Raw genomic sequence first — 26,404 nt, forward strand, 5'->3', positions numbered from 1 at the left:
CTTCTATGTCGCTTATCAACTACCTACCCAGTTTATACCTCGCCGGGACCGTTATAGACAAACGTTTTGCGTCGATTATAACAACGCCGAGACCTCTGCACGGCAAATCCCACACTTTTACTCTTTAACTATTTGATTTATTATGCTATTATTTCTCCATCCAAAGGAGGAAGGCATGGCTATTCGGCAGAAAGGACCTCGGTTGGGTGATTACTTCCTGGGGCACCGCAGAACCAAGACCACATTTCTGGATGAGATCAACGAACTCATCGACTGGCAGCCCATCAACGCCTTTCTGTGCAAGAAGATCAGGCGCAAGGCCAACGCCGTGGGCAATCCCGCCTATCCGCCTCTGGCGATGTTCAAGATTCTGCTCTTGCAGCGTTGGTACAACCTGAGTGATCCGGGCGTGGAGCAGGCGCTGCTCGACCGGCTCTCCTTTGTCAGATTTACCGGTTTTTCCATCGAGGACGACGTGCCGGACGAGACCACCATATGCCGTTTCCGTAACGGTTTGATCCGCCTGAAGGTGCTGGACTCCTTGCTCGACATGCTTAACCGCCAGCTTGAAGGACAAGGGCTTCTTGTCCGTGAGGGAGCCGTGGTGGACGCCTCGGTAGTCGAGTCGCAGCGGCGGCCGCGCAAGGTTATCGACGTGATGCCTGAGGACCGTTCCGAGGACGCCGAAGAACAGGATGGGCCGGTGGACTGCCGGGTCAGCTATTCGGATGACGAGGAGGCGGCCTGGCTCCGCAAGAGAAATCGGGCCTATTACGGCTACAAGCTCCATGCCGCGACGGACAGTCGAGACGGGTTTCTGCTCTGTGGTCACATCACTCCCGCGAACCATTCGGACACGGGCGAATTCGAGCGGCTCGTGAATGGCGTCGGCCTTGATCCCGGCGCACGGGTTTATGCGGACAAGGGCTATTGCAGCGGGAAGAACCGGGACATTCTGTTTGATCGCGATTTGGAGGACGGAACCATGGACAAGACGCCTCGTGGCGGCAGGCTGACAGACTTCGAAAAGACCCGCAACCGTGACATCAGCAGCATTCGGCAAATAGTCGAGCGGGCCTTCGGCACACTCAAACGTGGCTACGCATTCTTTCGGTCCCGATACGTGGGTCGTGAGAAGGTGGAGGGAGAGTTCCACATCCTCGCCATGGCGTTCAATTTGAAAAAAGCTGTTCGACTGGCGCGAGCCTGAAGGGAGAGGTGCGTCCAAAATCCGGCATTTCGGCCAGAAATGGCAGGAAAAGGCCGGGAATGAGCCCAAGCTGGGGTGCGGTCAGAACATCAAATTGGGTGCGGAGCGCAAGGCACGGACGCGAAAAGGGGATGCGCAGAGGTCTCACGCCATTTAAGCGTTTGAATCCTGATGTCATTTATCGGCATCAGTGGTATGTTTTATATTGATGGGTGTGAAGACTTGCCTTTTCCCGTTGGGTCGGCTAGGAGATTTCCCCGGTGATCGCCAGTACGGTCATCCGTGTGCCCCCATAGCTCAGGTGGATAGAGCACAGGATTCCTAATCCGGTAACCAGCCCCGTGTTTGCGGGGCTTTTTCGTTTTTGGGACGGATTTGGGACGTTTTTTGTGTGGCTACTTTGCGGCGAAAAGGTCTATCGGGCCGAGCTTCACACGGTCTGCCTCTTCTTTGAGGTGGCTGTCTGCGACATGCGCGTAAATCTCTGTGGTTGTGTAATCAGTGTGTCCCATTAGGTCTTGGAGCACCCGCAAGTTCCCACCTTTTTCGATGAATTGAGTTGCAAATGTGTGGCGCAGGGAGTGGAGTTTTAGGTGTCCAAGGCCAGCTGCTCGTAATTCACGCTTTGTGTATCTGCTGATTGTGTGCGGAGATCGCCAACGATGGAACACCCAACCGTTGTTTTGTGGGCCTATCGACTCCAACACGGCTCGAAAGGCGGCGTTGATTGGATACCACCTTGTAAGGTGTCCCTTGGCCTTGCGAACAAGATACTCGCCACGCTGTAGATCAACGTCCGACCAGTCAAGATTCAACAGTTCGTTGCGCCTCCTGCCTGTAGAGATATACGCCGCTGTCATTCTTCGGAGGTCTATGTCAGATATCCCGGCCAAAAATTTTGATATGCGGTTGCCATCAATGTAGGTCGGCGGCTTTTTTTCTGTGGGTATTTCTTTGGCCGAGGCTATAGGATTTTGGCGCATATAGCCCCACTCTTTGACCTTTCCCATAGCAGCCCGAAGGTGACGAATATTTTTGTTTATGGTGGTTGCTTTGTTGCCAGACTTGAGGCACTGGGCAACGAATAAGTCGACGTGTTTAAGGGTCACCCTATCAATTCGAGTAGAGTCACCGATCATTTGGCTGAACTTCTTGAATGCTACGCGGTCCTCATCGTAGGATGAATGGGTTTTTGTTTCTCTGGCCCATTCCAAATACTCATCTTTAAACTCGCCAAAAGTTTTACTTGTCTCCCCCTTTAGCTCTACCAGTTTTCCCGCAAGGTATTGCTTTTTTATCTCTTTGAAGACACGCTCTGCCTCCCTTTTGTCCGTGACAGTGCGCCCCACATACCGTTTGAGGCTGTGGCGTTTGCCGTCTATGCGGATAAAATATCCCGGCCTATCTGGGCGGGTGCAAAGGGAGAGGGACATCATGTCCCTATAATCCGAGTGCCTTCCTGATTGCAAGAGAGTCTACCTCATGTCGGTTATAAAATTCGTCGATGGACTCGCGGTCGAAACGGCGGTGGTTCCCAACCGTGCGAGATGCTTGAATCACGCCTTCATCCGCATATTTTCGAAGCGTGTTGGGAGACAATCCACTGTAACAAACAGCTTGTTTGAGGGATAACCATCGAGGAGTCATTTTATTTTATCTCTTATTCCTATATACTTTTGTTTCGCTGGGGTGTTCCCAGTTGAACGCGATTAGTGAGATCCGGGTAGTCCAGACGTTGACCGCCCGGCTCTCTGTCCTGTTGGCGGTGGGTTAGGCCGCCGCTGGGGAGGGGAAGAGTTTAGAGGGGGGGAGACCTGTTAATTATTGTCTCGCCTCTTTGGGCAACGAAGAAGGCTTCTTTTACGCCTCGCAGATACCCGCCTTTGAAAAGCATGTGACTCGTATCTTTTTCGAAGGTGTCAAAGGCTTTAATCAGCTCATGGCCACTGAGAGAGCGCATCTCCGTAATTCTGTTTTTCATCGCTCGGCAATGCTGAAACATTTTTTGAAGCGCAAGCCGATCTCGCAAAACTTTAATGGGTGTTACGTCTATGTTGACCGTAATAGTGAGTTCTCCAATATTCGCCGTTTTTATAAATCTCCGTTGATTGTGATACGTGGAGGTTTAAGAATTGGCCTTTGCCTTTCTTCATCCCACTTTGAAAAATCAAAATTAGCATTTTCCTCTTTCACTTGGGCAATCAATATTCGTATAGCACTGTAGTGCCTCAAAATAGTTTCAAGGTCGCCATATCCATCAATTTCAATTTTGCTTAAATCCATTATTGATCGACCTCGGTTGTATCAGTTGCGGAAAACACAGAGGCAAAACGAGCAGCCAGCAGTTCAACGTCAGCCTTTGCTTCACGCGCTGCCCTCATGATTTTCTCGTTCTCTTGCATGAGGGCGTGGATAATCCTTGCCGCCGCGTCCTTGTACGCTTCGTCGGCGTCATATGTTCCGGCCTCAATCGCTATATCTTCTTTAATCTCGTCCAGTGTCACCATAAACTGTTTCCTTTTTGGAAAGTGTTGACCAATTTTCCCAAGTGGTAAAAATAGTCGCCTTGTCTCATGTAAGTGGTTATCCGCAGCTATCGGACATCGGAAGATGGTCTTGCAGGCTCTGGCAATTGTCACAACGAAAGATGTGGCATCCAGCACCGTAGGCCGTACCCATGTTGCACTCGCCGCCGTCAAGAACCTCTTCACGGGGAAGCCCCCGCTCATGTATGATTTTCTCGTCGTATATCCACTTCTCATTCTCGCTATCCCATGCGCCGTTTTCGCGGCACTCAGAGCAGCAAGGAATGGTGGTAATCCCGAACGCGGTATATCCGCACTTTTTGCATTTCATCACTTTCATGGTCGTCTCCTTATGCTGAGTGAGTGGGGAGCGGGGAGGATTTGAACCACCGCACATCGTCCTTGATGTCTAGAATACAAGGCTTATAGATGCGTTTTCTAAAGCCTTCGGGCTTGCAAACCGTTCAGCGATATGCCCTCACCACCGGGAGCCGCCCCACAATAAAATTATTCGCCTTTAACTTTTGTCGAAACCTTGTCGATGTCGCATATCATTTCTACAGAGATAACAACGTCATCTGCGTAGTCGGCGGCGTCATGAATATCAGCCGCAACGACATGAACCGTGTTAATTTCGCCTGAGGGACGCTTGCTTTTTACGCAATAAATTTGACCATTTTCCATTCTTCTCACCTCATGATTCCCTATTCGTTGTTGTGGCAGCCCCTGGCGTAGGCTCCAGGGGCTGCCTTGGTTCCGCTACAGTGCGCAGACGGTGTCGCCCTGATCGTTCATCAGGTACGCTTTCTTGTCGTAGTAGACGGCCACCAAATCTCCGTCATATCGAGCCAAGACCAACCGCTTGCAGTCTTTAGCCTTGTCTTCCACGCCGAAGGTGTAGGAGCATTCTTCCTCCGCCATGGCGGGGGCTATCCTTTCGTTTTGAGTATCCAGCTTGACGCACTCCATGAAGCTCCAGCCTTGTTCAGTTTCAAACTTTGCAATCATTGCGTATCTCCTTGCGTACTTGCGTTCGTGCCTACGAAAAATTGTGATGATTGCGGATTAGTTGACGGCTTCGGCAAGGTCGCTGGCCATACCCAAAAGATGGAGGTCCTTGTTTGCCGCTGCCGGGTTAAACCAAAGTGTTTCGACGCGCTCTCGCGCACCGTCTGCGAACCAATCTTTATCGAGGGACTTCCAATCGCCGTATAGGTCCTCGTAGAGGTCGCAACGATAACCGGACAGGACCACCTTGCCCTTGAGGTCGTGCAGCGCGGCGGCTAGGTCCTCGTGCTGTGCATCGTCCATTTCGTGGGCGTACACATCGCCGTTGGAGTCCTTGCACCGGGTAGACCGGACATAAGGGGGATCCACGTAGAAAAGAACGTCTTCGCGGTCCAATGTCGGGATGAGGTCTAGGGCTGGCTTGTTTCGGATGGTCACGCCCTGGAGCCTTTCACAAAACCAATCAAGGGCGTTGGGGTAGTTGCGCCAATCATTGGCCGGGCTGGTGCCGGATCTAAATGACTTGCCACGAAAGCCAGTGGTGTACTTCGCATTTGAAGAGGCCGAACCAAACCCCATGAAAGACCTCACGATTGTTCGACGGGCCTTTTCAATGGGATCCTCTGCCGCTTCGTATGCGCCGAAAAATTCGACCTCGGAAAACGGTGTGAGGGTGAGTTGCTTTTTCAACTCTTCCATTTGGAGGGGCTCCCGCATTACCTGAAAGACGTTCACAACCTCGTCGCCAAGGTCGTTGTAGACTTCGGCATACACGCGGGGCTTTTGCAGCAATACGCTTGCAGCTCCCCCGTATGGCTCAACGTAAACCTTGTGGGGCGGAAGGTGCTTGATAATCCAGGGTGCCAGCTTCCACTTGCCGCCATGATATCGAAGTACAGGTCTTGTTTTCTTCATAGTCTTGCTACTGCTGATAGTACGGTTAAAATGGACAGTCTTCCCGCCAGAACGGGTCATAGAAGTCCCAAGCTGCGTTGCCGATATATTCCACCCAACATCCGCAATCAGGACACATACGGCCACAATCGGGGAATTCAGGACACCCCTCACCGTGATTTGGTTCGCCGTCGTCATGGTGAATTCCCTTTTCTTCGTAGTTGCACCAACCGCACCGCGTACACTTCACAATGCCGAAGTCGGTATTGATTGCTTCCTCTTCGTGAGACCTTGGGAACGGGGTCAACTTATCCATTCTAGTCACCTGCTTTTGAATACGTTTATGCCGCTGAAAAGAGCGACTTTTGCATTGGACGTGAAAGTCTTTTGGCTGCTAGTTCGCAGTATTGCTCATTGCGCTCAATGCCTATCCATTTACGGCCAAGCTGCTCGCATGCAACGGCTGTTGTGCCGCTCCCCATGAACGGGTCGAGGACTACAGGCAGCTTCTCAGCCCACGAAAGGCCAAGGCACCACGCAAACAATTCAAGAGGCTTCTGTGTGGGGTGTTCTCGTCCAGGTACATGGCGGTTGTGATCGAAGACGCGGACAATGTTGTCTGCACTTGTCCATGCAAGTTCGGCCTCTGCTAGTGTGAATCCCCTTTCTGGTTTGTTCCAGATCAGCCAGCAACGCGATGCGGGGAGTGCGAAGTAGTTTCCTCCCCAAATAATTTGCCCCTTGGAGACCCGTTGAATGTCTTCAAAGACTTCCTGTCTGGGAGCGGCAGCGTCCCAATCGTTACGCACTTCTTTCTCAGCGTGTGTTTTTGACCATCCGCTTTTCTGGCCTGAACCACCAACCCACTTGCCACCAATCCCATACGGGGGATCGGTAAGAACAAGATCAACGAACTTGTCTTCCATGTCGCGCAGTACATCAGCACAGTCAGCATGAAAAAGCTGTCCAAGTTTAGTTTCAAAATAAGGCTTCATAAATCTAAACTGCCTATCAAGCGTTTTGGCCTTTTGCCTTGGCAACGACCGCACTAAGGTCGTGATAAAGGCTGCTCTGGTTGTCGTGTTCAAAGGGGTTGTATTCGCGCTCAAGGCACCGCTCCAAAACATTCAGCATATCAGGTGCGCCAGACAGTTCGGCCAGCTTCACCGATACGTCGAAGAGACGGAGGGCGCGCCACAGTGCGCCGATACCCTTGTCCCTGAACCAACGCGCACCGGAAACGGCTACGTTAGTGCAGGGCGGAAAGAACGCGGCAAAGGCGATCTCCTCGCGGGGAAGCATCCAATCCAGCATGTCAGCACCGACTTTGATGATATTGCCTTCCCGGTGTTCGCCTTCGGGGTGCTGAATATCCACGCAGTAACAGGTATACCCGGCTTCTGCCCAAGGCTTCACCATGTTGGTGCTGTGGTCGAAACAAGAAACTACAATCATTTCTGGTCTACCTTCTATCAATAGTCGTACGGGTCGGGCTTCTCGGCGTATGCCTTCCAGGTGCGCTCGACTTGCTCGTCCACCCAAATGGTCTTTTCACACGCCACACATTCAAATTCGACGGGGGCATCTCTACTGACTCCTAGAAATTTGATAAGGGCCGGCGACAATAGGGTCTCAATAATCCCTTCCCGCACCATGCGGACCGGCCCAACTTTTTTCATCGGAGACAGCCCCCGAAATTTGTTGCTTACCCAAGTGGGCAGATCGCCGCGTCTGGCACAAACCCTTGACAGTGGAGTTCAAAGTTTTTGAATGGGTCGGCGGTGGCCGGGATATTCCAAGGGATATTTTTCCTATGCTTCCTGACCTCTTCCCGCCTCTGCCGTGCCTTCCTGTTGTTTTCCAAACTGAGGTGTCTGAGATGCTCTTTTTGGCAATCTTCACTGCCGCATGTAATTTGCTTCTCTCTGGCAGTTTCAAAGGGTTTGCCACAGATGATGCACTCGCGATTGTAAACTTTAGTCCCTCGTTTCTTGCGGTACTGGTCACGGATGCGGATTGACTTGCAGATATCGGAGCAAACTATCTGCACACCGCTGTTGGGCAAAAACTCTTTCTTGCATACGGCGCAAAGCCTTTTCTTTTTCATGGCTGCCATTATTCTGCCCTCGTGAAAGCCAGTCCGTTACCGAAAACAACTGGGATGCCGCTCATTATTTCAAGCCATTTGACCCTGGCGCGTGCAGGAGAGAAGCCATTGCCAACCAGAATGGCCATGGCGTTTTCCTTATTGAAGGTCAACTCGCGTTGAACGCCGTCTATTTTCATTGTGATTGCCGCTTGCATTAGACCTCCCTCATTCCCATTTCTCGCCGCCAACGCTTGGCGCGGTTGATGTTTGTCTTGATGGTGTTGCTTTCGCATATGAAACACGCTTGGCCTTGGCTGTGATGGATAAAGCCGCAAGTGGTGCAGAGACGGCAGCGGCGATCATCAGAAAATTTGCGCTTGATTAATTCGAAAATACCCATGCTACTTGCTCCTTTTGAAGTTAGCGCAGTCCCTGGCCTTCCAAATCGGGTCAAAGTTTGACGGATAATCAAACCAGCCGTTTGCTACTCCGTGTGCAACTCCCTCCATTGCAGTGTCAGGATTGACGCACTTCTTGTGTGCGCTATGAGTAAGCGGCTTGCAGTGCGCACAGTGGTAACATTCATCGTTTTTCTGCATTGTCTTTACGCTCCATGGTTTCCCTGTCGGCGTGGTCGTTGGCTTCCCGCTCGTAATCATCAAGAGAGTTGTACCAACGCCCGTTTATGAAGTACTCGCCAGTTGACCCGTCATAATAAGGCGTGCGCCCCATTTTGTTCTCCATTTCCAGTTTGAAATTTAGCCGGGGTTTATGGCCTCCCGGCAAGGATCACGAGGAGTAGGTATGGCTATGACGATACAGAAAGCCTCGTAGCAAACACTCTCGTCATACCGCCCGTTTTTCGTTGCCCCTCCTAATCACGGTCTTTCACGCTTTCACCGAGGCTGACACGGCGCCGGTCTTGTTGGGAAATTAGTATTTAGCCCAGTCAACTGCCTCTTGGCGGCTGATGAAAAAGTGGATGCCGTTGGTGCATTCAATACGCGGGTCGTCATTGTACAAGTCGGGGTAAACAGTTTCTCCAACGGTGTAGATAAATGACCCGTCCATCCACCCTCCGCATTGCTTTTTAGGTTCGCCGTCTGAGCCGACAATTTCCAACACCTTGACAAATTCAGCCCGACATTTACGCGACCCGATTGCGGTCAGACGCTTGGCGAGGTCAGGGATTTCTATTTTAATAATGTCGCCATGCTTATTTGATTTCCAAGCGATAAAGGCGCCTTCTTCCGGGCAATTTCTGGTGACGGCCGCAATTTTTTCGAGGTATGCGCCTCTGAGGTATGCGCCTCTGAGGTATGCGCCTTCGAGGTTTGCGCCTTCGAGGTATGCGCCTCTGAGGTCTGCGCCTCTGAGGTATGCGCCTTCGAGGTTTGCGCCTTCGAGGTCTGCGCCTTCGAGGTATGCGCGTTTACCGCCAGGCTCACCAAGCACCCACTTTTTATGAATTTTCAAAACTTCTGCGAGTTCTTCTTTAAGTCTTTTCACCGTGCCCCTCCCGTAATTGAATTGTTACTCGTTGCCTCTTGTTGTTTCCAACACTCGCTTTGGCCGTGCTTCCGTCTGGAGGAGCGGGGTTCGCTGCGTTGTTGAGAATAAGGTTATGCTAATTAGAAATTTATTGTCAATAAATAAATTCTAAATAGAAAACGCTAGGCAAAAAAAAGAGGGGAATGGTTCGTGGCTACAGGAAAATGTACAAAAAAATAGATACGGCTACCAAAGATCGAAAAATAGGGGTGCTAACAGCAAGGGCCTCATACCATTTCCAATCAAGCGAAAAAACGTTTTTAAGGTCGCCTCTGTGTACGTCTTCAACGTTAATGGGGGCAGTAAAGTGTAAGTCCTCTATTTTTCCAACCATGGCCCTTACTCGTTGCGGGACATTAAAAAACAGACGGGCTCTCCAATTAAAAAGGCGAGAATATGCTTTTGTGTCCTGCTCGGTCCATTTATCAGTCTGTGATAAGAGCTTTTTATTTAAGGAGTAGCACTTATTGGTGGCAATAATTTTGGCTTCTTCTATATCTTCACCTTGGCTCGGGATAATTTCAATTAACCAAAAGAAGGTCTTTTCAAGAACATGCATAAGTGCCTTGTAAACCAAAGAAAAAACAAACACTCCTCCTTCAAAGAGGACATAGGCCAAAAGTATTTGGTAGTACCATACTTTTGTCCATGCGTCTGAGAGAACTGCAGAGAAAGGTATAGCTGCATAGGGGGCAATGACAGCGAGCGTAGCCAGTGGAAGTGATAAAAGCCAAAACAGCTTTTGGGCCCTATAGTCGAGCATCCCGAACACTTATTTGTTCCTCACATCAGACCACGCCCACACCACTCGACCGCCTATGGCGCGGTTTATGTCGCCGCTGTAGTCCCGCCCTAGCCAATAGGATGTGGGCGGGTACATCTTGTTGTCTGAATAAAATATGAATTCATGGTCACCGTCACGCTTTTGGACGTTAACACGTTTGATAGCGCAAGCTCCATCCGGCTCACAGACCAACCATGTCTTGGCAGGGGAGGCCATGGGGTCACGGTCTGATTTATCTATTAGTAATATGTCACCGGGGTGAAATGTCGGCTCCATAGAGTCTTGCCCCTTGCCTATCTTCACGGCAATGAGGTTGCGTTTTAACCCTACGGATTCATGACCCTTCCAGACCATTATCCAGCCTTCAACGCTGTCCTCTGGTATGAGGCCCGGTCCGGCTGCAACAGCCTCCTGAGCAAGAGGGACAGCCATGTAGTCAGCGGCGGCAAGGCCGTTTGCATGGGCCGCGTTTACGGTCTGAGCATCAACAAAACAGACATCTTTGGTCGGCATGTTCTCGTCGGCACCAGGCATAACTATCTTTGCCCCCACTCCGTCCAACAATTTGAGCATAGTGTCAGATCGGACATGTTTCCCATTATAAAGCTTAGACACTTGAGACGGGTCTATACCGACCATCTCTGCCAGCCGCTTTTGGTTGAGCCCGTGCCCTTCGGCCCACTCTTTAAGTCGCTTCCCAAATAAATTGCTCATCAGGCTCAACATACGCTCTCCCTTTGTTTTGGCAAGTGCTAGATAGAAACCATCGCTTGCAAATGAGTGCTAATTAGCATATTATTCCTCCTAGAAAAACTCCCCGAAGGGAATTCCCATTAACAGTTAATTAAGTCTTTTTGTGAAAAAAAGCAAACATAACAGGCTCTTACTCTAGAGAAAGTACGAGTAAAAGTCTAGAGAATGGAGAGAGGAAACAATATTTTGAGAACTGGGTTGGCAAAAAAGAGAGGTGCGGGAACGGTTATGCCGGGTCACAACGGCAACCCCGCCCCGCAGTTAGGAGAGTTGAGGGTTGGTCTCAATTGCTCTCCGTACCTGTCCATAATGGGCGAATCGTTGACTCACTTGCGGCTGGCTTTATGTGTCGTGACAGTTTCAGGCCAGTACCCCGCAAGAGTTCGTCAATTTCATCGCCTAGGAACACCTCCAACTCATAAGTGCGGAAATGATGATTTCCATGGAGCGTGCCTCCTTCTTACAAGTCTGGCCTTCGGGCTTGGTGCTGCAATTAGCACACAGAAGGGGTTTAAGTCCAGCCCAGTTCTCAAAACTACTCACAAGCCGTTAATTCCCTGCCGCTGCCCAGGAGCGGTGTAATAATTTAGAGTCTAGAGAATGGAGGGTTTTATGGAAACTCAAGTGGTCAAGGTTGAGAAAAACGAGGCTCAAGTTGCCCCGACAAACATGGTTATGGAAGCCATGCAGCGCGGTGCAACTCCTGAGCAAATCGAGAAGTTTATCGGGATGCAGGAGCGCATAGAGAGGCGCGAGGCTGAGAAGGCGTATGTGGCGGCAATGACCGCTTTCAAGGCTAACCCGCCGAAGATTTTCAAGGACAAACACGTTGCTTTCGGTAACACGAAGTACAACCACGCAACCCTTGCAAATATTACAACGGTTGTCGGTGCGGCTCTGGCAGAGCATGGATTGACTGCAAGCTGGCAGACCGACCAAGACGAGGCAAAAATTGTTGTTTCGTGTCGTATCACGCACATTCTCGGTCACTCCGAATCAACCACACTTCACACGATGCCTGATAACAGCGGCGGCAAGAACTCCATTCAAGCTATCGGCTCCGCTGTTACCTATCTTCAACGGTACACGCTCCTCGCGCTTTGCGGCCTTGCCACACATGAGCATGAAGATGATGGGGCAATGTCAGAGCCTATCAATGATGAGCAACTAGCCACCATTGAGGACATGATTTCTGAGTATGGCGTTGACCGTCCAAAGTTTTTGGGATGGTGTAAGGTTGGGAAACTCAGCGACATAAAGGCCGCAGATTTCAAAAAGGTGTTAGCTGCTCTCAAGTCAAAGGCTCCAAAATGATTGCCGTAACCGACTTTGAGCAAGGCACGCCTGAATGGTTTGCGGCAAGGGCTGGCGTTCCGTCTGCATCCTGCTTTGACAAGATCGTGACGAGCAAAGGCAAGCGGTCGACGCAGCGCAAGGCGTACATGTTTCAATTGGCCGGTGAAGCCATCCTTGGCGAAAAAGCCGAGAGCTACACAAACGCGGCTATGGAACGCGGCATTGAGTTGGAATCAGAGGCACGCGACCTTTACGAGTTCATCAATGACGTGAGCGTCGAAGAGGTGGCGCTTTGCTTCGGTGATGATCGCAAACTATGGTCATGCTCTCCTGACGGGCTTGTCGGTGAAACCGGCGGGATTGAGATCAAGTGTCCAAAGATTCACACCCACGTTGAATATCTGGTCGGCAATAAACTTCCTACAAAATACTTTCAGCAAGTCCAGGGCTCACTGTTCGTCACCGGGCGTGAGTACTGGGATTTCATGTCCTATTTCCCCGGCCTGCCGCCTCTCATCGTGAGGGTGGATCCGGATCTGGAATTTCACGCCAGCTTGAGCGCAGAGCTTGAATGTTTTTCGGCTGAGTTGGCTGACATCATAAATATCATCAAGGAGCGTCAGTAATGAAGATCGTTAATCTTGAATCCCAAAATGTCAAAAGGTTGAAAGCGGTATCAATCTCACCGCAAGGCAATTCTGTTGTCATCGGAGGAGACAACGCCCAAGGGAAAAGCAGCGTGCTTGACTCTATTTTCATGGCCCTTGGTGGGAAGTCAGCGCAAGGTCAACGGCCTGTCAGGGACGGGGAAGAAAAGGCTACCATCAAGTGCGACTTGGGAGAACTTATGGTGACAAGAACGATCTCGCCAGACGGCAAGACGACCGTAAAAGTAAAAAATGCAGAAGGCGCGACATTTTCCAGCCCCCAGGCAATGCTTGATGCGTTATCTTCAAAATTGACATTTGACCCTCTCGCCTTTGCCAGTGAAAAGCCTGGTGCTCAGCTTGAAACACTCAAAAGCCTTGTTGGTCTTGACTTCTCTGATCTCGATGCCGAGCGCAAGCGGCTTTATGAAAGGCGTACTGAGATTAACCGAGCAGGAAAGGAAAAGGCTGCACGGCTTGACGGGATGAAGCAACACCTCGACGCCCCAACCGAACCAGTGTCTGTCTCTGGTCTTATGACAGAGTTGAGTGGAGCTGAATCTCAAAATGCATCGAATGACCGCAAGCGCAAAGAGGCTGAAGAAAGGGTAGAGAGAATCGCTACTCTCAAGGAAGAAATCGAAGTCTTGACCAAGAAGCTTGCTGACGTTGAGCAAGAGCATGAAGGCAGCGCTGAAGCCTTGTCTTCTTTGGTGGACATAGACACTCAGGCTATCCGCGACAAAATAGCACAGGCCGACACTATTAACGCCAATGTTCGCGAAAATGCCGCCTACGCCGAAGAGAAGTCAACACTTGAGGAATTACGAGTCGAAAGCAAAGCGCTCACTGATGCCATCAACAATATTGATAAACAGAAGGCCGATGCCATGGCCGCCGCTGAGTTCCCAGTTGATGGCCTCTCCTTCGATGAAAGCGGCGTGATTTACAACGGCGTTCCCTTCTCCCAAGGCTCCAGTGCCGAGCGCCTTCTCGTTTCGCTTCACATGGGCATCGCCATGAATCCCGAACTCAAGGTGCTGTTGATTCGTGACGGATCCTTGCTCGACCCTCAGAGCCTCGCAATGGTTGCCAAGGCTGCGGAAGAGGCAGACGCACAGGTTTGGATTGAGAGAGTCAGTAAGGGCGAAGAGTGCAGCGTCATCATAGAAGACGGACAAATCATAAAGGAGCGTCAGTAATGGCAGGAAGCTTGAATAAAGTAATGATAATTGGCCGATTGGGGCGTGACCCTGAGTTGTCCTATACACCCAACGGCGCGGCGAGATGCAAATTCTCCGTGGCCACGGATGAAGGATACCGCGACAAGCAGACCGGCCAGAAGGTTGACAAAACTGAATGGCACAACGTTGTGGCCTGGAACAAGACCGCAGAGTTTTGCGGTAACTATCTCGGCAAAGGCCGCTTGGTGCTCGTCGAGGGCAGCCTTGAAACCCGCAAGTGGCAGGACCAGAACACCGGACAAGATCGCTACATGACCGAGATCAAGGCGTTCAATGTTCAGGGACTGGACAGCGCGCCACAACAGCAAGGCGGTGGACAACCTCAGCAACAGCCGACAACCGGACAGGCGCCACAACATGGTGGTTATCAGCAACAGCCACAGACGCAGCGGGAAGCTGCCGGTCAAGGGTTCCCGTCTGATGCGTCGGCCATGGAAGATGTGCCATTTTAGGAGGTTACAATGAGTGATCAAGTAATTAATCTTGCTCATTTGGCTAATGCCAAAACCCGAACAGGCGAGTTGGATAGGCAAATCAATGATTGTCTTCATATGCTTGAAGATTTGTCACTGAATGCCGCTCAACTTGTCAAGGTGGCTGCCCGGCTCCGAGACCTTAGACGAGAGCGTCGGTATTGGCGTGAGCTTTGGATACTGCAAAACAAAATTGGAGCAGCAGCAACAAAGGGCTTGGCCCAATGGATCACATGCCGCAAAGAGCGGGAGGTTCGATACAAAAATGAATCTGAAGAATCAGCTAAGAGGTTGTTCGGATGAGTGATTTCACCATCATAGTAGACAGCCGTGAGCAGGCTCCTTTCACCTTTGAGCGTTTCCCCGTCTCCGTGGAGGTGGGGACGCTCACTACGGGTGATTACGCCATCAAGCATTTTGAGCATCGTTTCGGTTGGGAGCGTAAGAGCCTTGAGGACCTTTATGGCTCGATGTTCCAAGGACGTGAACGGTTCGCAAGAGAGATGCACCGGGCGCGGGGTTATGAATACTTCGCGGTTGTCGTTGAGGCTCCTTATAGCGTCCTCTTTGAGCAGATGCCAAGGCGCAAGGGCAACCCCAAGGCTTTCGTCAACTCCTGCCGCTCGTGGGCGCAAAAAAACGGTATCCAATTCTGGTTTGCCAGGACCATGGGAAACGCCCGAGCTGAAGCTGAGGCAGAAATGTACCAGCAAATGCGGCTGATGTGGGAACGGGAGATCAAGACCATGAAGACCCTGCAAAAAGCGTTGGAGGCGAAGTAATGCACCACGGATTCGACGTTGAAGTAGCAAGGGCGTACGGCGTTGAGGCGGCTATTATCCTTAATTGCTTCCACTTTTGGGCGCAAAAGAATGCAGCAAATAAGAAACACATCCATGACGGGCTTGTGTGGACATACAACTCACGCAAGGCGTTGGCTGAGATATTCCCATATTGGAACGAGAATAAAATCAGGCGTATCCTTGAGAAAATGGAAAAGGAGGGGTTGATCGTCACCGGCAACTACAACCCGTCCGGTTATGACCGCACAAAGTGGTATGCCATTTCTGCCCAATGCATTTGTCAATTTAGCCAGTTCCATTTGGCAGATTTGCCAAATCGATTTGGCAAAAATGCCCAACCTATACCAGTTAATAACACAGTTAATAACACAGTTGATAGCGGCAACGCTTCCGCGAAGCCGGGTGCCTGTTCCTCTGAGGAGTGGGAAGAGTACCTTGCCTACTCGGAGGGCTTTCTCAAAAAGCAGCAGGATATGTGGGGCAAGCTCGTTGAGGTCACGGATGTAAAAATCAAATCCGGTGCCAGGGCAATTGACAACCTCATCAGGGTTAAGGCTTTCCCGAGGAAGACCGTTCACGAAACTATCGAGTGGGCCAGAGTTCATGAATTTTGGAGCCTACAGCTTCGCTCTCTCGGTTCGTTGACGAAAAAAGGCAAGAACGGAGAAACCAAATTCGCCAACATCCTGGCAGCAAGGGCAAGGGAGATTCACAATGCGCGGTGAGTTGCAGCATAGGACACTGGCCGGGTTCGCTCGTTTCCCTGAGCTTATGGACGCAACACCACAGTTCATCACGGGTGACGAACCTTGGCACACCATCCGGCGCGGCCTTGAGGCTTGGCACCGTGGCGAGTGTAGCCGCCTTGAGCTGATGCGCGGGATGTGGGGCAAATATGGCGCGTGGCAATTCTGGTCGCTTCTCGGAGTGCTTGAGGATGCCGAGACTGTTCCCGGCAAGCGGTGGGCAGAGACGCAGATTCAGCGGCTGATGGAAGCAATTGAGCGAGAGTACGAGGGACGTAATGCACAGTGACGCAAAGCAACAGGGCTTAGCGGCTTGGACCATGAAAGCCAAGAAGTGGTTGAACGCTCAGCCGCAAGGTGAATTCACGGCGTGGGTGTTTGGATCAGAGTTGGGCCTGAACGCCTTCCCCGAAGTTCGGGACACCGTTCTCAGCGACATGGTGACCATGAATCTCATTGAGCCGTTTGGTGATGTCCGTGGCCGGTATCGTCCGGTCAAGCGAGACTGCCGCCCTATGGACTGGCATAACGCCATCACGGATTACTATCCGATTTGGTTGCCGCTTGAGATCCACCGGATATGCGGCGTTCAGAAAAAGAACGTGGTTGTCGTGGCCGGTGAGACAAACGCCGGTAAGACTGCCTTGGTTGTCGAGACAATCCACAAAAACCTTAAACAGAATGGAGGCTCACACGAACGCATCAACTTGTTTAACTCCGAAATGGGAGACGGCGAACTCCGTGCTCGACTGCTGAACATGGACAACAACCCGTCGAACTGGGCTGGGCTTGAAGCTTTTGAACGAACCCGGGATTTTCACCAGGTCATCGACCCTGATGGATTCAACGTCATCGACTATCTTGAAATCTCAGACAAGTTCTACCTGGTCGGCAAGATGATTCAGCAGATTCACGAAAAGCTGAACAACGGCATTGCCATTGTCTGCATCCAGAAATCAAAGGGTTTGGACTTTGCGAGAGGCGGCGAGTTCGGGCTTGAGAAATCACGCCTTGCAATCAGCCTGTTTTATAATCACGGGATGCACTCCTGCAAAATCGTCAAGTGCAAGTTGCCGCTCGGTCAGATCAACCCGCAGGGCATGGAGCGTGACTTTATCGTCGAGCATGGGCGCAATATCCGATGGTCATCGGACTGGCGTTATCTCACGGAGAAGGAACGCGCCGATTTGTGGAAACAACACGAACAAAGCGCAGCGGCCAACAAGACACGCGCCGCATTGGGCCTGTAGTGAGCACTCCATGGCAAGACATCCACTCCCGCTTTCCCGTCATCTGCGAAGGCGAGCCGGGAAGAGGCAAGGGCCGATACAAAGGGTGCGCAGCTTGGAACGAACATCAACGAGTCTGCAACAAGCGAATTATGAACGGCGGGATGTGCAGCAGGACAATTGAGGAGGCAGAGCAGGAACACAAACTTATTCAAATGGGCCAGACTTAGTGCTAGAAATGTGCGGCTACAAGAAAGAGGACATCGAGCGACTGCTCACTGACAAGCTGCATGAGCTTGATGGGCACGTCAGCGATGTAAAGGAGAACGGCTAGTGAATAAAAGCGATATTGTAAAAAGCAAGCTCCTCGACCTCCCTCGCAGTGTTTGGCGACAGGGGAGGGTGGTCAAGGAACTCGCAAGGGCAGCGGATTGTTCAACCCGCATGGTCAGGAAGGTACGCGAAACTCTCGAAAAGAGTCAACCGGCTGGCGCTGAAATAGTCACCAATGAGCAGCTTGACCCCGGTAACGAGGACACTTTGCGGCTTGAGGTCAAGATCCAGCAACTTGAAAAGGAACTCAAGCGCGCTCGCAAGGAGAAACTGACGGACGCCGAGGTAAAACGGTTTATTCTCAAGTCACGTGCCAACACGGACGATGTGCCGGTGTGGGTGCCAAGGTCGGCAAAAATCCACGAGCATGGCGAAGATGTGCCTATGACAATGTGGTCAGATTTCCATTGGGCTGAGCAGGTTCGCCCGGAGGAGATCCAGGGGCTTAACAGGTTTGACATGGATATCGCTGCCGAGCGCTTGCGCACGCTTTGCGATAACACGTCATACTTGTTGACCGATCACCTCAAGGGCCGCGACTGGCCGGGGATTATCGTCTGCCTGAATGGTGACATGCTTTCTGGCGACATTCACGAAGAGTTGTCGGAAACCAACGCCGAAGATATTGGACCGGCGTGGATTGACTTGCGCCGTAACTTGCAAAGTGCGCTGACTCTCATGGCTGACAGATTCGGCAAGGTGTTTGTTCCTTGTGAGTTCGGCAACCATACCCGCACCACCAAGAAAATTCGGCACAAGAAAGCCGCGCACAAGAACCTTGACTGGCTGCTCTACCATGAGCTTGCCGACTTCATGGCCGACGATGATCGAATCAAGTTCCTCATTGGTGAAGGCGCTGACGTGCAGTTCAAGGTGTACGATCACACTTACCGCATGACGCACGGCAATCAGTTTCGAGGCGGTGCCGGATTCATCGGCGCGTTGGCTCCGGTCACTCGCGGTGAACATAAAAAGCGGATTGCTGTCCAATCCTACAATGCGGGGTATGACACCCTGCTCATCGGTCACTTTCACCAGTGCATGAAGCTGCCGCGAGTTCTCTGCAACGGTTCACTGGTCGGATATAACGAGTTCGCCATCAACAACAACTTTAGTTTTGACGAACCTAAGCAAATGCTTTGGTTGACTAATAGGCGTTTGGGACTTGTTAACCCACTTGAGGTCTACTGTGTCGAACCGGGCCAACCAGTCAACGACAATTCCCCATGGGTTTCGTGGGAAGAAAGGGAGAGTGCATAATGCCAGACGCATACATTCACGACAACAAGCATAAATCAACAGAGGTTTTATGTTCGGACCCTGTAAATCTGCCGAGTCACTACCGGCAGTTTGGCAAAGAGGTCATCGACATCATCCGCGACACGCTGACGCCGGAGGAGTTTGTCGGATACTGCAAGGGCAACGAACTCAAATACCGCCTTCGGGCAGGGTTCAAGGACAAGTCGAAAATGAATGAAGATATGGAAAAGGCCATGAAATACCGAGAGTTTAGGGAGTGCTACTTATGATGCAACAATTGACTGAGCAACTGAAAAGGCACGAAGGATTGAGGCTCAAGCCATATCGATGCACCGCTGGCAAACTCTCCATTGGATTTGGGAGAAATCTTGATGACAAGGGGATCAATGAAGGCGAAGCCGAAACCATGCTGTGGCGTGATGTCGCCGAAGCGCGTGCGCTGCTTGAAAGACATTCGGGATTCCTTCGACTCGACGAAGTGCGTCAGGCCGTATTGATCAACATGTGTTTCAATCTCGGGATTAGCCGCCTGATGCAGTTCCAAAAAATGTGGCGAGCTATCTCCTATGAAGACTGGGAACAGGCCGCAGCCGAAATGCTTGATTCGCGTTGGGCAAAACAGGTCGGTGACAGGGCAACTGAATTGGCCGCTCAGATGAAGAGTGGCGAGTGGTCGGAGGTGAAGCATGACTAAGCACTGCAAAGGATGCGGCGTGGACATCACAGGCAATATCTCCAACACATGTGGTCGCAATGAGTGCCGGGATTCGTTGACCGAGACAATCATAGACGTTGATACTGGCAAAATCTACCGCGTTGACAAGCGTCATGGCATGGCGAGTGACGTGTTCCCATGGTTGCGTGGCACAGAGCACGACAAGCCGTTGACGGTTGGGGTTATGATCGAAGAAGGAGGACGACATGAGTAAATTTGAAGGGCATACGCCGGGGCCGTGGGTGTTCGATAAAAATCTTGACGTTTCGCAGGGCGGCAAGTTCACCTCGGACCAAGATGACATTTGCTTCGTTAATCATGAAGTCGGGGACCGCGATGGCTTTGCCAACTACGACACAGCAAAAGCCAACGCCGCCCTTATCGCCGCCGCACCGGATATGTATGACGCTTTGAAGGACACCCTAAATAGTTTGGAGGTTGCGGGTGCTGACTTTACCAACGAGATGTATGCCATCAGACAGGTTCTTGCCAAAGCGAAGGGGGAAAAATGAAGACCACCAAAACAATCATTCAAACACTCCGCAACACTTCCCAGCCGTTGAGCCAAAAGACTATCAAACGGGCGGCAGATCGTCTTGAGCGGCTTGACTCCATTTGCAAGAAGCTGCTTGATGAGCGGGAAAAGGTGCTTGGGGGTGGGGTGTGAAATTCCACGAACTGCGAGACCTGATCGGCGAAGAGTCCGCAACCAAGCTGTGCGAAATGTACGGTGGCTGTCAAGAAAAGATACCTAAGCCGCCGCGTACTGAGCGCAACGCACAGATAATGCGAATGTTCAAGGGCGACGTGCCGAGGAAGACGATAGCGGCAGCGTTTGGGCTGAATTACTCGACGGTTTGTAAGATTATCAGCAAGGGGTGAATCCCACCAAGGTCAGCGCTATAGCCTCACTCCTGTGGGGCTTTTTTTGTGCTTTTTGGCACCCGTTTTTTCCACGCCGCTTGGGTATATATGAACCCTCATGGACGACACACTTATCACACCCCTCGACGAAGCAATGGATCCGGATTTGATGTTCGGGTCTGTTGCCGCTTCCGATTGGTATGACGGCGACGAAGATTTGGAGAGTTACGGCCTTTACGAGGACGGGCACTCTTATCAGGTAACGGACAGGCCATAATGCCCAATTGGATTCAACACATATTCAACCCGCTGCATTGCTTTTGCAGACTGAGGTCCATTGGCTGCCCTAAGCCTTTGGCCCTTTGGCTGTGCGAGCGGTGGAGTACGGTTTATAACTGGTTGAATGGGCGCGGGTGGAAGCGTGGCAAGTTCATGGTGTTTGAGTGGGGAGGGAAGTAATGTTTGGCCTTGATGATGCAGTTGGCAGCGTCTTTGATTTTGGAAAGACGATTGTCGATAAAATATGGCCGGACGCAGATGAGGCGGAAAAGCGCAAATTCAATCAGTTCATGGCTGAGTTGACCGCGCATGTAAAACTCGTCATGGGGCAGCTTGAAGTCAACAAGACCGAGGCTGGTCATAAGTCAATTTTCGTTGCTGGGTGGAGACCATTTATCGGCTGGGTGTGTGGAGCCGGCCTTGCCTATCAGTTTTTAGTCTACCCTCTCCTTACTTGGTTGTGGTCTCTCTTAATCGCCTTTTCAATTATCCCTGCAACAGCAATTTACCCCCCAGCCCTTGCTATCGGGACTCTTGTCTCGCTGATCGGCGGCATGCTTGGTCTTGGTGCCGTCCGGACCGTTGAGCACATCAAGGGAGTAGCAAAAAACTCACTCAAGTAGCACATGACAAAGCCAAACGAACACACTGATGCCTGCTGGCAGCTTGATCGCAAAGTATCACTTGCTGTCGTAATTATTTTTCTTGTCCAGTTCGCCGGTACTGTTTGGTGGGCATCTGACCTTTCAGCACGACTTCTTTCTGTCGAGACAGAGCAGGCCAGATATGAACACATCATGCAACAGATTACCGAGATCAAGACAGACGTTAAGTGGATTAAGCAGGCAGTAGATAAGTGAAAATGGCTCTGCACCACATAACTATTTTCTTTTTGTCCATTGACGCGCCCATATGGGCTGCAATTTGGCTTTTGCTTTTGTAAAAAGGAGAGTTTTAAATGAGCAAAACAACCGTGACACAATCCGGTGGCGTTGGGTTCTTCGGGCTTTTGACGGCCCTTTTCGTGGGTTTGAAACTGACCGGCCATATTGCTTGGTCTTGGTGGTGGGTGCTTGCCCCGATCTGGATGCCACTCTGCTTGACCGTTGTCATCATTGCCGCTTGCCTTGGTTTCGCCGCTTGGTCGTGGAAAGACAGGACCATGTAGGCGGTGTGACTGTGAGCAAGGGAACAGGAATGAAACGCGGCGGAGGTGGAGGTTTCTAGCAAGTATGGTTGAAGTTATTTTGTTCTATCCACCCAACTTCGCTTTTGAACGGACTGCCGTCATAGGTCATGCCTAACGGCAAACGAACATACTACTGCGCTCACTGCGGCGTCACAATCATCTGGACGCAGCTCGACAGCAAACACAAGCAGTCGAAAACGTGCCCGTTTTGTCATAGGGGCATCAAATAGAAAAATCACGCCCGTTCGCTCGACGATGAGACAGGGCGGGTTATATTTCGCAAAGACGCAAGGCGTAGTGAGAATGGCAAAGAGCAGATTCAACGTAGGATACAACGCCTCCCGCAAGCAGCGAGAGAAGGCGTGGGAGAATAGCGGTAGGACATTCAAGCCTGCCAAGAGGCGGTGGGAATCGCCTGATGAACTCCGCGCCATGTCCTACCCTGGATATCTCAAGTCCCAATACTGGAGAGAGAACAGATACCAGTTTCTCAAGGCGGCATCGTTCCGCTGCCAAAAGTGCAGGGCAAAGGATGTTGAGTTGCATGTCCACCACAAGACCTACGAGCATAGAGGTTGTGAGTGGATGTTCCCCAAGGATGTAATTGTTTTCTGTAAAGAGTGTCACAAAAAGGAGCACGGGCAATAGGTGAAAAGAAAGAAGTCTACCACGCCCAATTGGGTCTACATCAACGCAATAGACAAAGACCCACGGCCAAAGGCTGCTCACAAGGCCCTACTCCATGCCATCCGCAGCTTCCGCAACAACGATACGGGAGAATGCTACCCGGCCATAAGTTCAATAGCCGAAAGGGCTGGGATGTCTATCCGAAGTGTTCACGGACTCCTGGCAGAGCTAAAAGAGTGGGATTTCGTTAAGTGGCGAGCGCACCCCAATGGTTCAAATGCATACACCCTGTACCCGACCCCTGCAAAATTTGCATACAAACAATATAGCGATGAAAGGCCAGCGACAGGAAGAATTGTGCCTCACTTCGATGGCAAGCTGGTCGATAAGGCGCATTTGCTTGATCACACAGAGTGGAGCCGCAATATCGACAGAGTCCAGGCCGAGTCCAGCGCGCAGAACACGGGCTACACACAACAGCAACTTGAATCCGGTTTCAACTCAGGGCCGGGATATCTAGAAGGGATACCTTTCTAATGGCTAGAATCGGACGCCCACCTCTCTACAACAACTGCATGGACCTCGACGCCATGTGCGAACTCTATTTTGAGGAGAAGCTAGAGAGCGGCGAACCAGTGCTCATCTCGGAATTGCCATTCTACATAGGCTTTGGGTCAAGGCATGCCGTGTTTGATTTGGAGCAGAATCCCGAGTTTTCTAACGTCATAAAAAAAGCCCGACACCGCCTTGAAATTGAGTGTGAGAAGGCGATGATGAAGGACAAGGGCAACCCAACCAAGCATATCTTCAGGATAAAACAGCCTGGTGCTGGTGGCTGGGTAGACAAGGTGGACCACCACTCCACGCAGGACACACGTATTCAGGTCGAGGTCGTCGGAATGCCGCAGCTCCCCCAGTCAGCCGTGGCTGTCCTCTCTGGTCAGCCCAATCAGGCACAACTCGATTCGTGTGCAGAAGCCGAATACGAAGAATTCGAGTCGTAACACCTGGGTGACACATTAGGCTAATTGATAATGGATAAAAAGTGGCAGCTTTTGGATATTTAATAACTACAAGTGCTTAGGCTGTAGAGCCTATTCCCGTAACGGCCATTATGTTAACTTCCATTATCAACGGTAGCACGCCATCCCACCGGCCAGGGGGGGGTGTGGGGTCAAAATGGTGGCGTAGGGCGTCGAGACTCGCTTGGCCCATGTCGGTGAATAAACAGGTTGCCCCCTGCACGAACGATTTTCACAAAAGGAAGGTTCCAATGAATAAGCCAACTGGTCCCGTATGGGAAAATTGCTATGGTCAGAATTTGCGCTGTGGCGACTGCGGGCGTCCTCGCATGCGCTCCACCCGACTTTGCCCTACCTGTACTCAGAAATTGATTGATGTAAACGCTGATAGCCATGCAGGGCGGAGGCGTTAGATGTCCCTCCCCCGTCGAGTAATCAAGGCTCTGGCTCGTAAGTGGCGCAACCGCAAGATGGTGAGCAAGTGCCGCTATTAAGTTTTCACTGCCCTAAGTGTGGGCATGAATTTGAAGACCTCCCAAGGAAGGACTGGGGGCGCAAGTCGGTTTGCCCGTTGTGTAATGCGATGGCCGAAGCTGATGAGATAGCCCCCTGCTCCTTCTCTTTAAGGGGGTGTGGTTGGGAGCGAGATGGCTACAGTTAAGGGTTCCCTTGGATTGGGCAGAGTCCCAAATGCAATTTATGTTTTTGCCGCCATAGCTCAGTTGGTTAGAGCAACTGCCTCGTAAGCAGACGGTCAGGGGTTCAAGTCCTCTCGGTGGCTCCAAGAAAATTTACCACCTCGCGGCTGATATTCTTTCATCCGCATAGCCTTTGGGAGTGCAACGCTCCCTTTCATGGATATCATGGCCGAGTACCAAACAAAAAGATGCACGAAGTGCGGTGAGGTTAAACCCGTCTCTGAGTTCTATAAGAGGGCTGAGTCTCGTGATGGCCTTGTCTCAAACTGTAAGTCGTGTGGTGCCGCAGCAACCAAGCGGTGGCGGGAGAACAACGCCGACAAGGACCGTGCTAGAAAGTACGCATGGCGAGAGAAGAACAAGGAACGGGCGCGAGAGATTGACCGCAAAAGCTACCAAAAGCGTCGCGAAGTTCGCAAGGCCAAGAACCGTGAGTACAACCGCACGCACAGGGAAGAACGTCGAGAATACCAACGCAATTACTACCATCAGGTTTTGCGGCCAAAGGTTAGCTATAATGTGAGCAAGCGCATTGCCGCCGGCATGAGGTTTTCTCTCAAAGATGGGGTGGCTAATGGGGGCGCGCATTGGGAAGACCTGGTTGGTTATAACTACTCTCAACTTGAGCGGCGCCTCAAAAAGACGATGCCCAAAAGCTATTCGTGGGATGATTTTTTGAGTGGGGATCTCCACATTGACCACATCCGGCCAATAGCATCTTTCAATATCACATCAGCTGACTGCTTTGACTTCAAGCAATGCTGGGCGTTGGACAACCTTCGCCTGCTACCCGCGAGTCAGAACCGCCTCAAAAAAGACAACCTTCTTGCTCCCGTTCCGGTGAGCCTGCCGGGGGTGTAGGGTGGCAAAATTCCAGCTTCCAGTTACGCCCCATAAATACCAAGAAATATTCCTGCAAGACATCAAGCGCTACAACGTGCTTGTTGCCCATAGACGGTTTGGGAAAACAGTCTGCGCACTGATTACGTTGATTCTGAGCGCGACGAGCACGCCGAAAGTAAATGCTCGATACGGGTACATTGCTCCGTTCTATAAGCAAGCAAAGCAAATTTCATGGGACTACCTAAAAACCTTTGTAGGTGGCTTCCCTGGCGTCAAGTTCAATGAGAGTGAATTGCGCGTTGATTTCCCCAATGGGGCGCGGATTACGCTTTACGGCGCAGATAATCCCCATTCAATGCGCGGTCTGTATTTCGACGGCGTTGTTGTTGATGAGCCTGCACAGTGTTCACCCTCTCTTTACGGTGAGATTCTTCGGCCCGCTCTTTCAGATCGCAAGGGCTTTGTGATTTTCATTGGCACGCCAAATGGGCACGACCACTTTTGGGAGCTTTACAACAAGGCTTTGAGGTCGGGGAATTGGTCGGCTCAGTTGTACAAGGCGAGTGAAACCGGGATTGTCGATGCTGACGAACTGGCCGAAGCCAAGTCAGAGATGACCGATGCCGAATTTGAGCAAGAGTTTGAGTGCTCGTTTGACGTTTCAGCCGGTGACGTTGTTATCCCAATTGAGGAGATCAACGCCTCGATAGGGCGCCATATTGGATACTTGCAAATGGGCAAGGTTATGGGTGTTGACGTTGGCATGAGCATGGGCGGTGACCCGAGCGCAATTGTCACACGGCAGGGCGGTCAGGTCACCCACATGGAAGAGTTCAACATGACGGACTCCATCCAAATAGCCGGTAGGGTACGTGACGCATTTTATGATCAGGAAGCGAATCACATTGTGATTGATGCCCTCACATGGGGCAAGGGCGTTTATGACATCCTCGCATCATGGGGATTGCCCGTCACCGGTATCAATGTTTCTGAACGTGCGGCTGAAAACGAGCGTTTTGCCAACAGTCGAGCCGAACTCTGGTTCAAGGCAAGGGACTTTTTCGCTGAGAAGCAATGCAGTCTCCTATCTGACCACCCGCTCACTGACAAACTTGTCGCGGAGCTTTCTAACCTCACATATTCGCACACGCCTAGCGGCAAGAGAAAGGTTGAATCAAAGCCGGACCTCGCCAAGCGTGGCGTTCCCTCACCAAACCTCGCGGACGCCTTTGTCCTAACGATGGACTCAAGCGCCGTTGGTGCAATTGCATTCGGGCGGCTTGAAGCACCTGAACAGCAAAACATGCTCCTCTAATTTTCCC

At 51.3% G+C, this 26,404-nt stretch carries 44 protein-coding genes and 1 tRNA gene; 28 read left to right on the forward strand and 17 right to left on the reverse strand.

Features of this window, described 5'->3' with window-relative positions; translation table 11 throughout:
• Positions 1-142: 142 nt before the first annotated feature.
• Positions 143-1,210 carry an IS5 family transposase gene (locus tag DPRO_RS17865; RefSeq protein WP_097010253.1) on the forward strand — a complete coding sequence of 356 codons (1,068 nt, stop codon included), beginning with the start codon at positions 143-145 and terminating at the stop codon, positions 1,208-1,210.
• A gap of 395 nt (positions 1,211-1,605) precedes the next feature.
• Here the strand turns inward: DPRO_RS17865 and DPRO_RS17870 are convergent, their stop codons facing one another.
• Together DPRO_RS17870 and DPRO_RS20780 are read right to left on the reverse strand one after the other, a co-directional pair.
• Positions 1,606-2,646, reverse strand: coding sequence for a tyrosine-type recombinase/integrase (locus DPRO_RS17870; protein ID WP_097013293.1), 1,041 nt, complete (start codon positions 2,644-2,646; stop codon positions 1,606-1,608).
• Positions 2,647-2,650: 4 nt separating this feature from the next.
• Positions 2,651-2,857: a helix-turn-helix domain-containing protein gene (locus DPRO_RS20780; RefSeq protein WP_097013294.1), complete on the reverse strand. Its 207-nt coding sequence runs from the start codon at positions 2,855-2,857 to the stop codon at positions 2,651-2,653.
• Positions 2,858-3,047: 190 nt separating this feature from the next.
• On the opposite strand from DPRO_RS20780, the gene DPRO_RS20270 reads away from it, so the two are divergent.
• Positions 3,048-3,434 (forward strand): hypothetical protein, encoded by a 387-nt coding sequence (locus DPRO_RS20270; RefSeq protein WP_162291195.1) that lies wholly within the window; start codon positions 3,048-3,050, stop codon positions 3,432-3,434.
• Between the two features lie 58 nt (positions 3,435-3,492).
• Here DPRO_RS20270 and DPRO_RS17890 read toward each other — a convergent pair whose 3' ends face one another.
• From DPRO_RS17890 to DPRO_RS17950, 15 genes are all read right to left on the reverse strand, one after another.
• Positions 3,493-3,717, reverse strand: coding sequence for a hypothetical protein (locus DPRO_RS17890; RefSeq protein WP_097013297.1), 225 nt, complete (start codon positions 3,715-3,717; stop codon positions 3,493-3,495).
• A 76-nt stretch (positions 3,718-3,793) separates the two neighbouring features.
• Complete coding sequence (locus tag DPRO_RS17895; RefSeq protein ID WP_097013298.1) at positions 3,794-4,075, reverse strand: hypothetical protein; 282 nt, start codon at positions 4,073-4,075, stop codon at positions 3,794-3,796.
• 167 nt (positions 4,076-4,242) lie between these two features.
• Positions 4,243-4,419, reverse strand: a complete 177-nt coding sequence (locus tag DPRO_RS20180; protein WP_157917550.1) for a hypothetical protein — start codon at positions 4,417-4,419, stop codon at positions 4,243-4,245.
• A 75-nt stretch (positions 4,420-4,494) separates the two neighbouring features.
• Complete coding sequence (locus tag DPRO_RS17900) at positions 4,495-4,743, reverse strand: hypothetical protein (RefSeq protein ID WP_097013299.1); 249 nt, start codon at positions 4,741-4,743, stop codon at positions 4,495-4,497.
• A 57-nt stretch (positions 4,744-4,800) separates the two neighbouring features.
• Complete coding sequence (locus DPRO_RS17905; RefSeq protein ID WP_097013300.1) at positions 4,801-5,658, reverse strand: DNA adenine methylase; 858 nt, start codon at positions 5,656-5,658, stop codon at positions 4,801-4,803.
• 25 nt (positions 5,659-5,683) lie between these two features.
• Positions 5,684-5,953: a hypothetical protein gene (locus DPRO_RS17910; RefSeq protein ID WP_097013301.1), complete on the reverse strand. Its 270-nt coding sequence runs from the start codon at positions 5,951-5,953 to the stop codon at positions 5,684-5,686.
• A gap of 25 nt (positions 5,954-5,978) precedes the next feature.
• A complete protein-coding gene (locus DPRO_RS17915) occupies positions 5,979-6,632 on the reverse strand; it encodes a DNA-methyltransferase (RefSeq protein WP_157917551.1) in 654 nt (217 codons plus the stop codon).
• A 16-nt stretch (positions 6,633-6,648) separates the two neighbouring features.
• Positions 6,649-7,092, reverse strand: a complete 444-nt coding sequence (locus DPRO_RS20185; RefSeq protein WP_157917552.1) for a hypothetical protein — start codon at positions 7,090-7,092, stop codon at positions 6,649-6,651.
• Positions 7,093-7,342: 250 nt separating this feature from the next.
• Positions 7,343-7,753, reverse strand: a complete 411-nt coding sequence (locus DPRO_RS17925; RefSeq protein ID WP_097013304.1) for a hypothetical protein — start codon at positions 7,751-7,753, stop codon at positions 7,343-7,345.
• A complete protein-coding gene (locus DPRO_RS17930) occupies positions 7,753-7,941 on the reverse strand; it encodes a hypothetical protein (RefSeq protein ID WP_097013305.1) in 189 nt (62 codons plus the stop codon). The genes DPRO_RS17925 and DPRO_RS17930 overlap by 1 nt, the downstream gene beginning before the upstream one ends.
• Entirely contained in the window at positions 7,941-8,126 is a 186-nt protein-coding gene (locus tag DPRO_RS17935) for a hypothetical protein (RefSeq protein WP_097013306.1), read from the reverse strand. The genes DPRO_RS17930 and DPRO_RS17935 overlap by 1 nt, the downstream gene beginning before the upstream one ends.
• Positions 8,127-8,308: 182 nt before the next feature.
• On the reverse strand, positions 8,309-8,458 hold the full coding sequence (locus DPRO_RS20190) for a hypothetical protein (protein WP_157917553.1): 150 nt from the start codon (positions 8,456-8,458) through the stop codon (positions 8,309-8,311).
• A 201-nt stretch (positions 8,459-8,659) separates the two neighbouring features.
• Positions 8,660-9,235, reverse strand: coding sequence for a pentapeptide repeat-containing protein (locus DPRO_RS20650; RefSeq protein ID WP_097013307.1), 576 nt, complete (start codon positions 9,233-9,235; stop codon positions 8,660-8,662).
• Positions 9,236-9,431: 196 nt separating this feature from the next.
• Complete coding sequence (locus DPRO_RS17945) at positions 9,432-10,049, reverse strand: hypothetical protein (protein ID WP_097013308.1); 618 nt, start codon at positions 10,047-10,049, stop codon at positions 9,432-9,434.
• Positions 10,050-10,787, reverse strand: a complete 738-nt coding sequence (locus DPRO_RS17950; RefSeq protein WP_097013309.1) for an XRE family transcriptional regulator — start codon at positions 10,785-10,787, stop codon at positions 10,050-10,052.
• A 639-nt stretch (positions 10,788-11,426) separates the two neighbouring features.
• On the opposite strand from DPRO_RS17950, the gene DPRO_RS17955 reads away from it, so the two are divergent.
• From DPRO_RS17955 to DPRO_RS18070, 26 genes are all read left to right on the forward strand, one after another.
• Positions 11,427-12,128, forward strand: coding sequence for an ERF family protein (locus tag DPRO_RS17955; protein ID WP_157917554.1), 702 nt, complete (start codon positions 11,427-11,429; stop codon positions 12,126-12,128).
• Positions 12,125-12,736 carry a lambda exonuclease family protein gene (locus tag DPRO_RS17960; RefSeq protein WP_097013311.1) on the forward strand — a complete coding sequence of 204 codons (612 nt, stop codon included), beginning with the start codon at positions 12,125-12,127 and terminating at the stop codon, positions 12,734-12,736. The genes DPRO_RS17955 and DPRO_RS17960 overlap by 4 nt, the downstream gene beginning before the upstream one ends.
• On the forward strand, positions 12,736-13,959 hold the full coding sequence (locus DPRO_RS17965) for an AAA family ATPase (protein ID WP_097013312.1): 1,224 nt from the start codon (positions 12,736-12,738) through the stop codon (positions 13,957-13,959). Before DPRO_RS17960 ends, DPRO_RS17965 begins: the two co-directional genes overlap by 1 nt.
• The gene (locus tag DPRO_RS17970; protein ID WP_097013313.1) at positions 13,959-14,453 is read left to right on the forward strand and encodes a single-stranded DNA-binding protein; all 495 of its coding nucleotides are present in this window, start codon (positions 13,959-13,961) and stop codon (positions 14,451-14,453) included. Before DPRO_RS17965 ends, DPRO_RS17970 begins: the two co-directional genes overlap by 1 nt.
• Before the next feature lie 9 nt (positions 14,454-14,462).
• Positions 14,463-14,777, forward strand: a complete 315-nt coding sequence (locus tag DPRO_RS17975; RefSeq protein WP_097013314.1) for a hypothetical protein — start codon at positions 14,463-14,465, stop codon at positions 14,775-14,777.
• Positions 14,774-15,256 (forward strand): ERCC4 domain-containing protein, encoded by a 483-nt coding sequence (locus DPRO_RS17980; RefSeq protein ID WP_097013315.1) that lies wholly within the window; start codon positions 14,774-14,776, stop codon positions 15,254-15,256. The genes DPRO_RS17975 and DPRO_RS17980 overlap by 4 nt, the downstream gene beginning before the upstream one ends.
• Positions 15,199-16,002, forward strand: coding sequence for a hypothetical protein (locus DPRO_RS17985; RefSeq protein WP_157917555.1), 804 nt, complete (start codon positions 15,199-15,201; stop codon positions 16,000-16,002). Before DPRO_RS17980 ends, DPRO_RS17985 begins: the two co-directional genes overlap by 58 nt.
• On the forward strand, positions 15,992-16,312 hold the full coding sequence (locus DPRO_RS17990; RefSeq protein ID WP_097013317.1) for a hypothetical protein: 321 nt from the start codon (positions 15,992-15,994) through the stop codon (positions 16,310-16,312). The genes DPRO_RS17985 and DPRO_RS17990 overlap by 11 nt, the downstream gene beginning before the upstream one ends.
• A complete protein-coding gene (locus DPRO_RS17995) occupies positions 16,302-17,273 on the forward strand; it encodes a P-loop NTPase family protein (protein WP_097013318.1) in 972 nt (323 codons plus the stop codon). Before DPRO_RS17990 ends, DPRO_RS17995 begins: the two co-directional genes overlap by 11 nt.
• A 312-nt stretch (positions 17,274-17,585) precedes the next feature.
• The gene (locus tag DPRO_RS18000) at positions 17,586-18,845 is read left to right on the forward strand and encodes a hypothetical protein (RefSeq protein WP_097013319.1); all 1,260 of its coding nucleotides are present in this window, start codon (positions 17,586-17,588) and stop codon (positions 18,843-18,845) included.
• Positions 18,845-19,114 carry a DUF3310 domain-containing protein gene (locus DPRO_RS18005; RefSeq protein ID WP_097013320.1) on the forward strand — a complete coding sequence of 90 codons (270 nt, stop codon included), beginning with the start codon at positions 18,845-18,847 and terminating at the stop codon, positions 19,112-19,114. The genes DPRO_RS18000 and DPRO_RS18005 overlap by 1 nt, the downstream gene beginning before the upstream one ends.
• Positions 19,111-19,539 carry a glycoside hydrolase family protein gene (locus tag DPRO_RS18010; protein ID WP_197706486.1) on the forward strand — a complete coding sequence of 143 codons (429 nt, stop codon included), beginning with the start codon at positions 19,111-19,113 and terminating at the stop codon, positions 19,537-19,539. Before DPRO_RS18005 ends, DPRO_RS18010 begins: the two co-directional genes overlap by 4 nt.
• Positions 19,532-19,774: a hypothetical protein gene (locus tag DPRO_RS18015; protein ID WP_097013321.1), complete on the forward strand. Its 243-nt coding sequence runs from the start codon at positions 19,532-19,534 to the stop codon at positions 19,772-19,774. The genes DPRO_RS18010 and DPRO_RS18015 overlap by 8 nt, the downstream gene beginning before the upstream one ends.
• Positions 19,767-20,072: a hypothetical protein gene (locus DPRO_RS18020; RefSeq protein WP_097013322.1), complete on the forward strand. Its 306-nt coding sequence runs from the start codon at positions 19,767-19,769 to the stop codon at positions 20,070-20,072. Before DPRO_RS18015 ends, DPRO_RS18020 begins: the two co-directional genes overlap by 8 nt.
• Positions 20,069-20,227 (forward strand): hypothetical protein, encoded by a 159-nt coding sequence (locus DPRO_RS20195; protein WP_157917556.1) that lies wholly within the window; start codon positions 20,069-20,071, stop codon positions 20,225-20,227. Before DPRO_RS18020 ends, DPRO_RS20195 begins: the two co-directional genes overlap by 4 nt.
• Positions 20,224-20,442: a helix-turn-helix domain-containing protein gene (locus tag DPRO_RS18025; protein WP_097013323.1), complete on the forward strand. Its 219-nt coding sequence runs from the start codon at positions 20,224-20,226 to the stop codon at positions 20,440-20,442. The genes DPRO_RS20195 and DPRO_RS18025 overlap by 4 nt, the downstream gene beginning before the upstream one ends.
• A 100-nt stretch (positions 20,443-20,542) precedes the next feature.
• Positions 20,543-20,701 (forward strand): hypothetical protein, encoded by a 159-nt coding sequence (locus tag DPRO_RS20200; RefSeq protein WP_157917557.1) that lies wholly within the window; start codon positions 20,543-20,545, stop codon positions 20,699-20,701.
• 181 nt (positions 20,702-20,882) lie between these two features.
• Positions 20,883-21,326 carry a holin family protein gene (locus tag DPRO_RS18030; protein ID WP_097013324.1) on the forward strand — a complete coding sequence of 148 codons (444 nt, stop codon included), beginning with the start codon at positions 20,883-20,885 and terminating at the stop codon, positions 21,324-21,326.
• Between the two features lie 3 nt (positions 21,327-21,329).
• Complete coding sequence (locus DPRO_RS18035; RefSeq protein WP_097013325.1) at positions 21,330-21,563, forward strand: hypothetical protein; 234 nt, start codon at positions 21,330-21,332, stop codon at positions 21,561-21,563.
• Positions 21,564-21,661: 98 nt separating this feature from the next.
• Positions 21,662-21,871, forward strand: a complete 210-nt coding sequence (locus tag DPRO_RS18040) for a hypothetical protein (protein WP_097013326.1) — start codon at positions 21,662-21,664, stop codon at positions 21,869-21,871.
• A gap of 324 nt (positions 21,872-22,195) precedes the next feature.
• On the forward strand, positions 22,196-22,540 hold the full coding sequence (locus tag DPRO_RS18045; RefSeq protein ID WP_157917558.1) for a hypothetical protein: 345 nt from the start codon (positions 22,196-22,198) through the stop codon (positions 22,538-22,540).
• On the forward strand, positions 22,541-23,056 hold the full coding sequence (locus tag DPRO_RS18050; RefSeq protein ID WP_097013328.1) for a helix-turn-helix domain-containing protein: 516 nt from the start codon (positions 22,541-22,543) through the stop codon (positions 23,054-23,056).
• A complete protein-coding gene (locus tag DPRO_RS18055; protein WP_097013329.1) occupies positions 23,056-23,523 on the forward strand; it encodes a hypothetical protein in 468 nt (155 codons plus the stop codon). Before DPRO_RS18050 ends, DPRO_RS18055 begins: the two co-directional genes overlap by 1 nt.
• Before the next feature lie 725 nt (positions 23,524-24,248).
• A tRNA-Thr gene (locus DPRO_RS18060) sits at positions 24,249-24,325 on the forward strand.
• 70 nt (positions 24,326-24,395) lie between these two features.
• A complete protein-coding gene (locus tag DPRO_RS18065; protein ID WP_097013330.1) occupies positions 24,396-25,100 on the forward strand; it encodes a hypothetical protein in 705 nt (234 codons plus the stop codon).
• 1 nt (position 25,101) lies between these two features.
• Positions 25,102-26,397 (forward strand): terminase large subunit domain-containing protein, encoded by a 1,296-nt coding sequence (locus DPRO_RS18070; RefSeq protein ID WP_097013331.1) that lies wholly within the window; start codon positions 25,102-25,104, stop codon positions 26,395-26,397.
• Positions 26,398-26,404 lie beyond the last annotated feature (7 nt).

Source organism: Pseudodesulfovibrio profundus (assembly GCF_900217235.1).
GTDB lineage: Bacteria > Desulfobacterota > Desulfovibrionia > Desulfovibrionales > Desulfovibrionaceae > Pseudodesulfovibrio > Pseudodesulfovibrio profundus.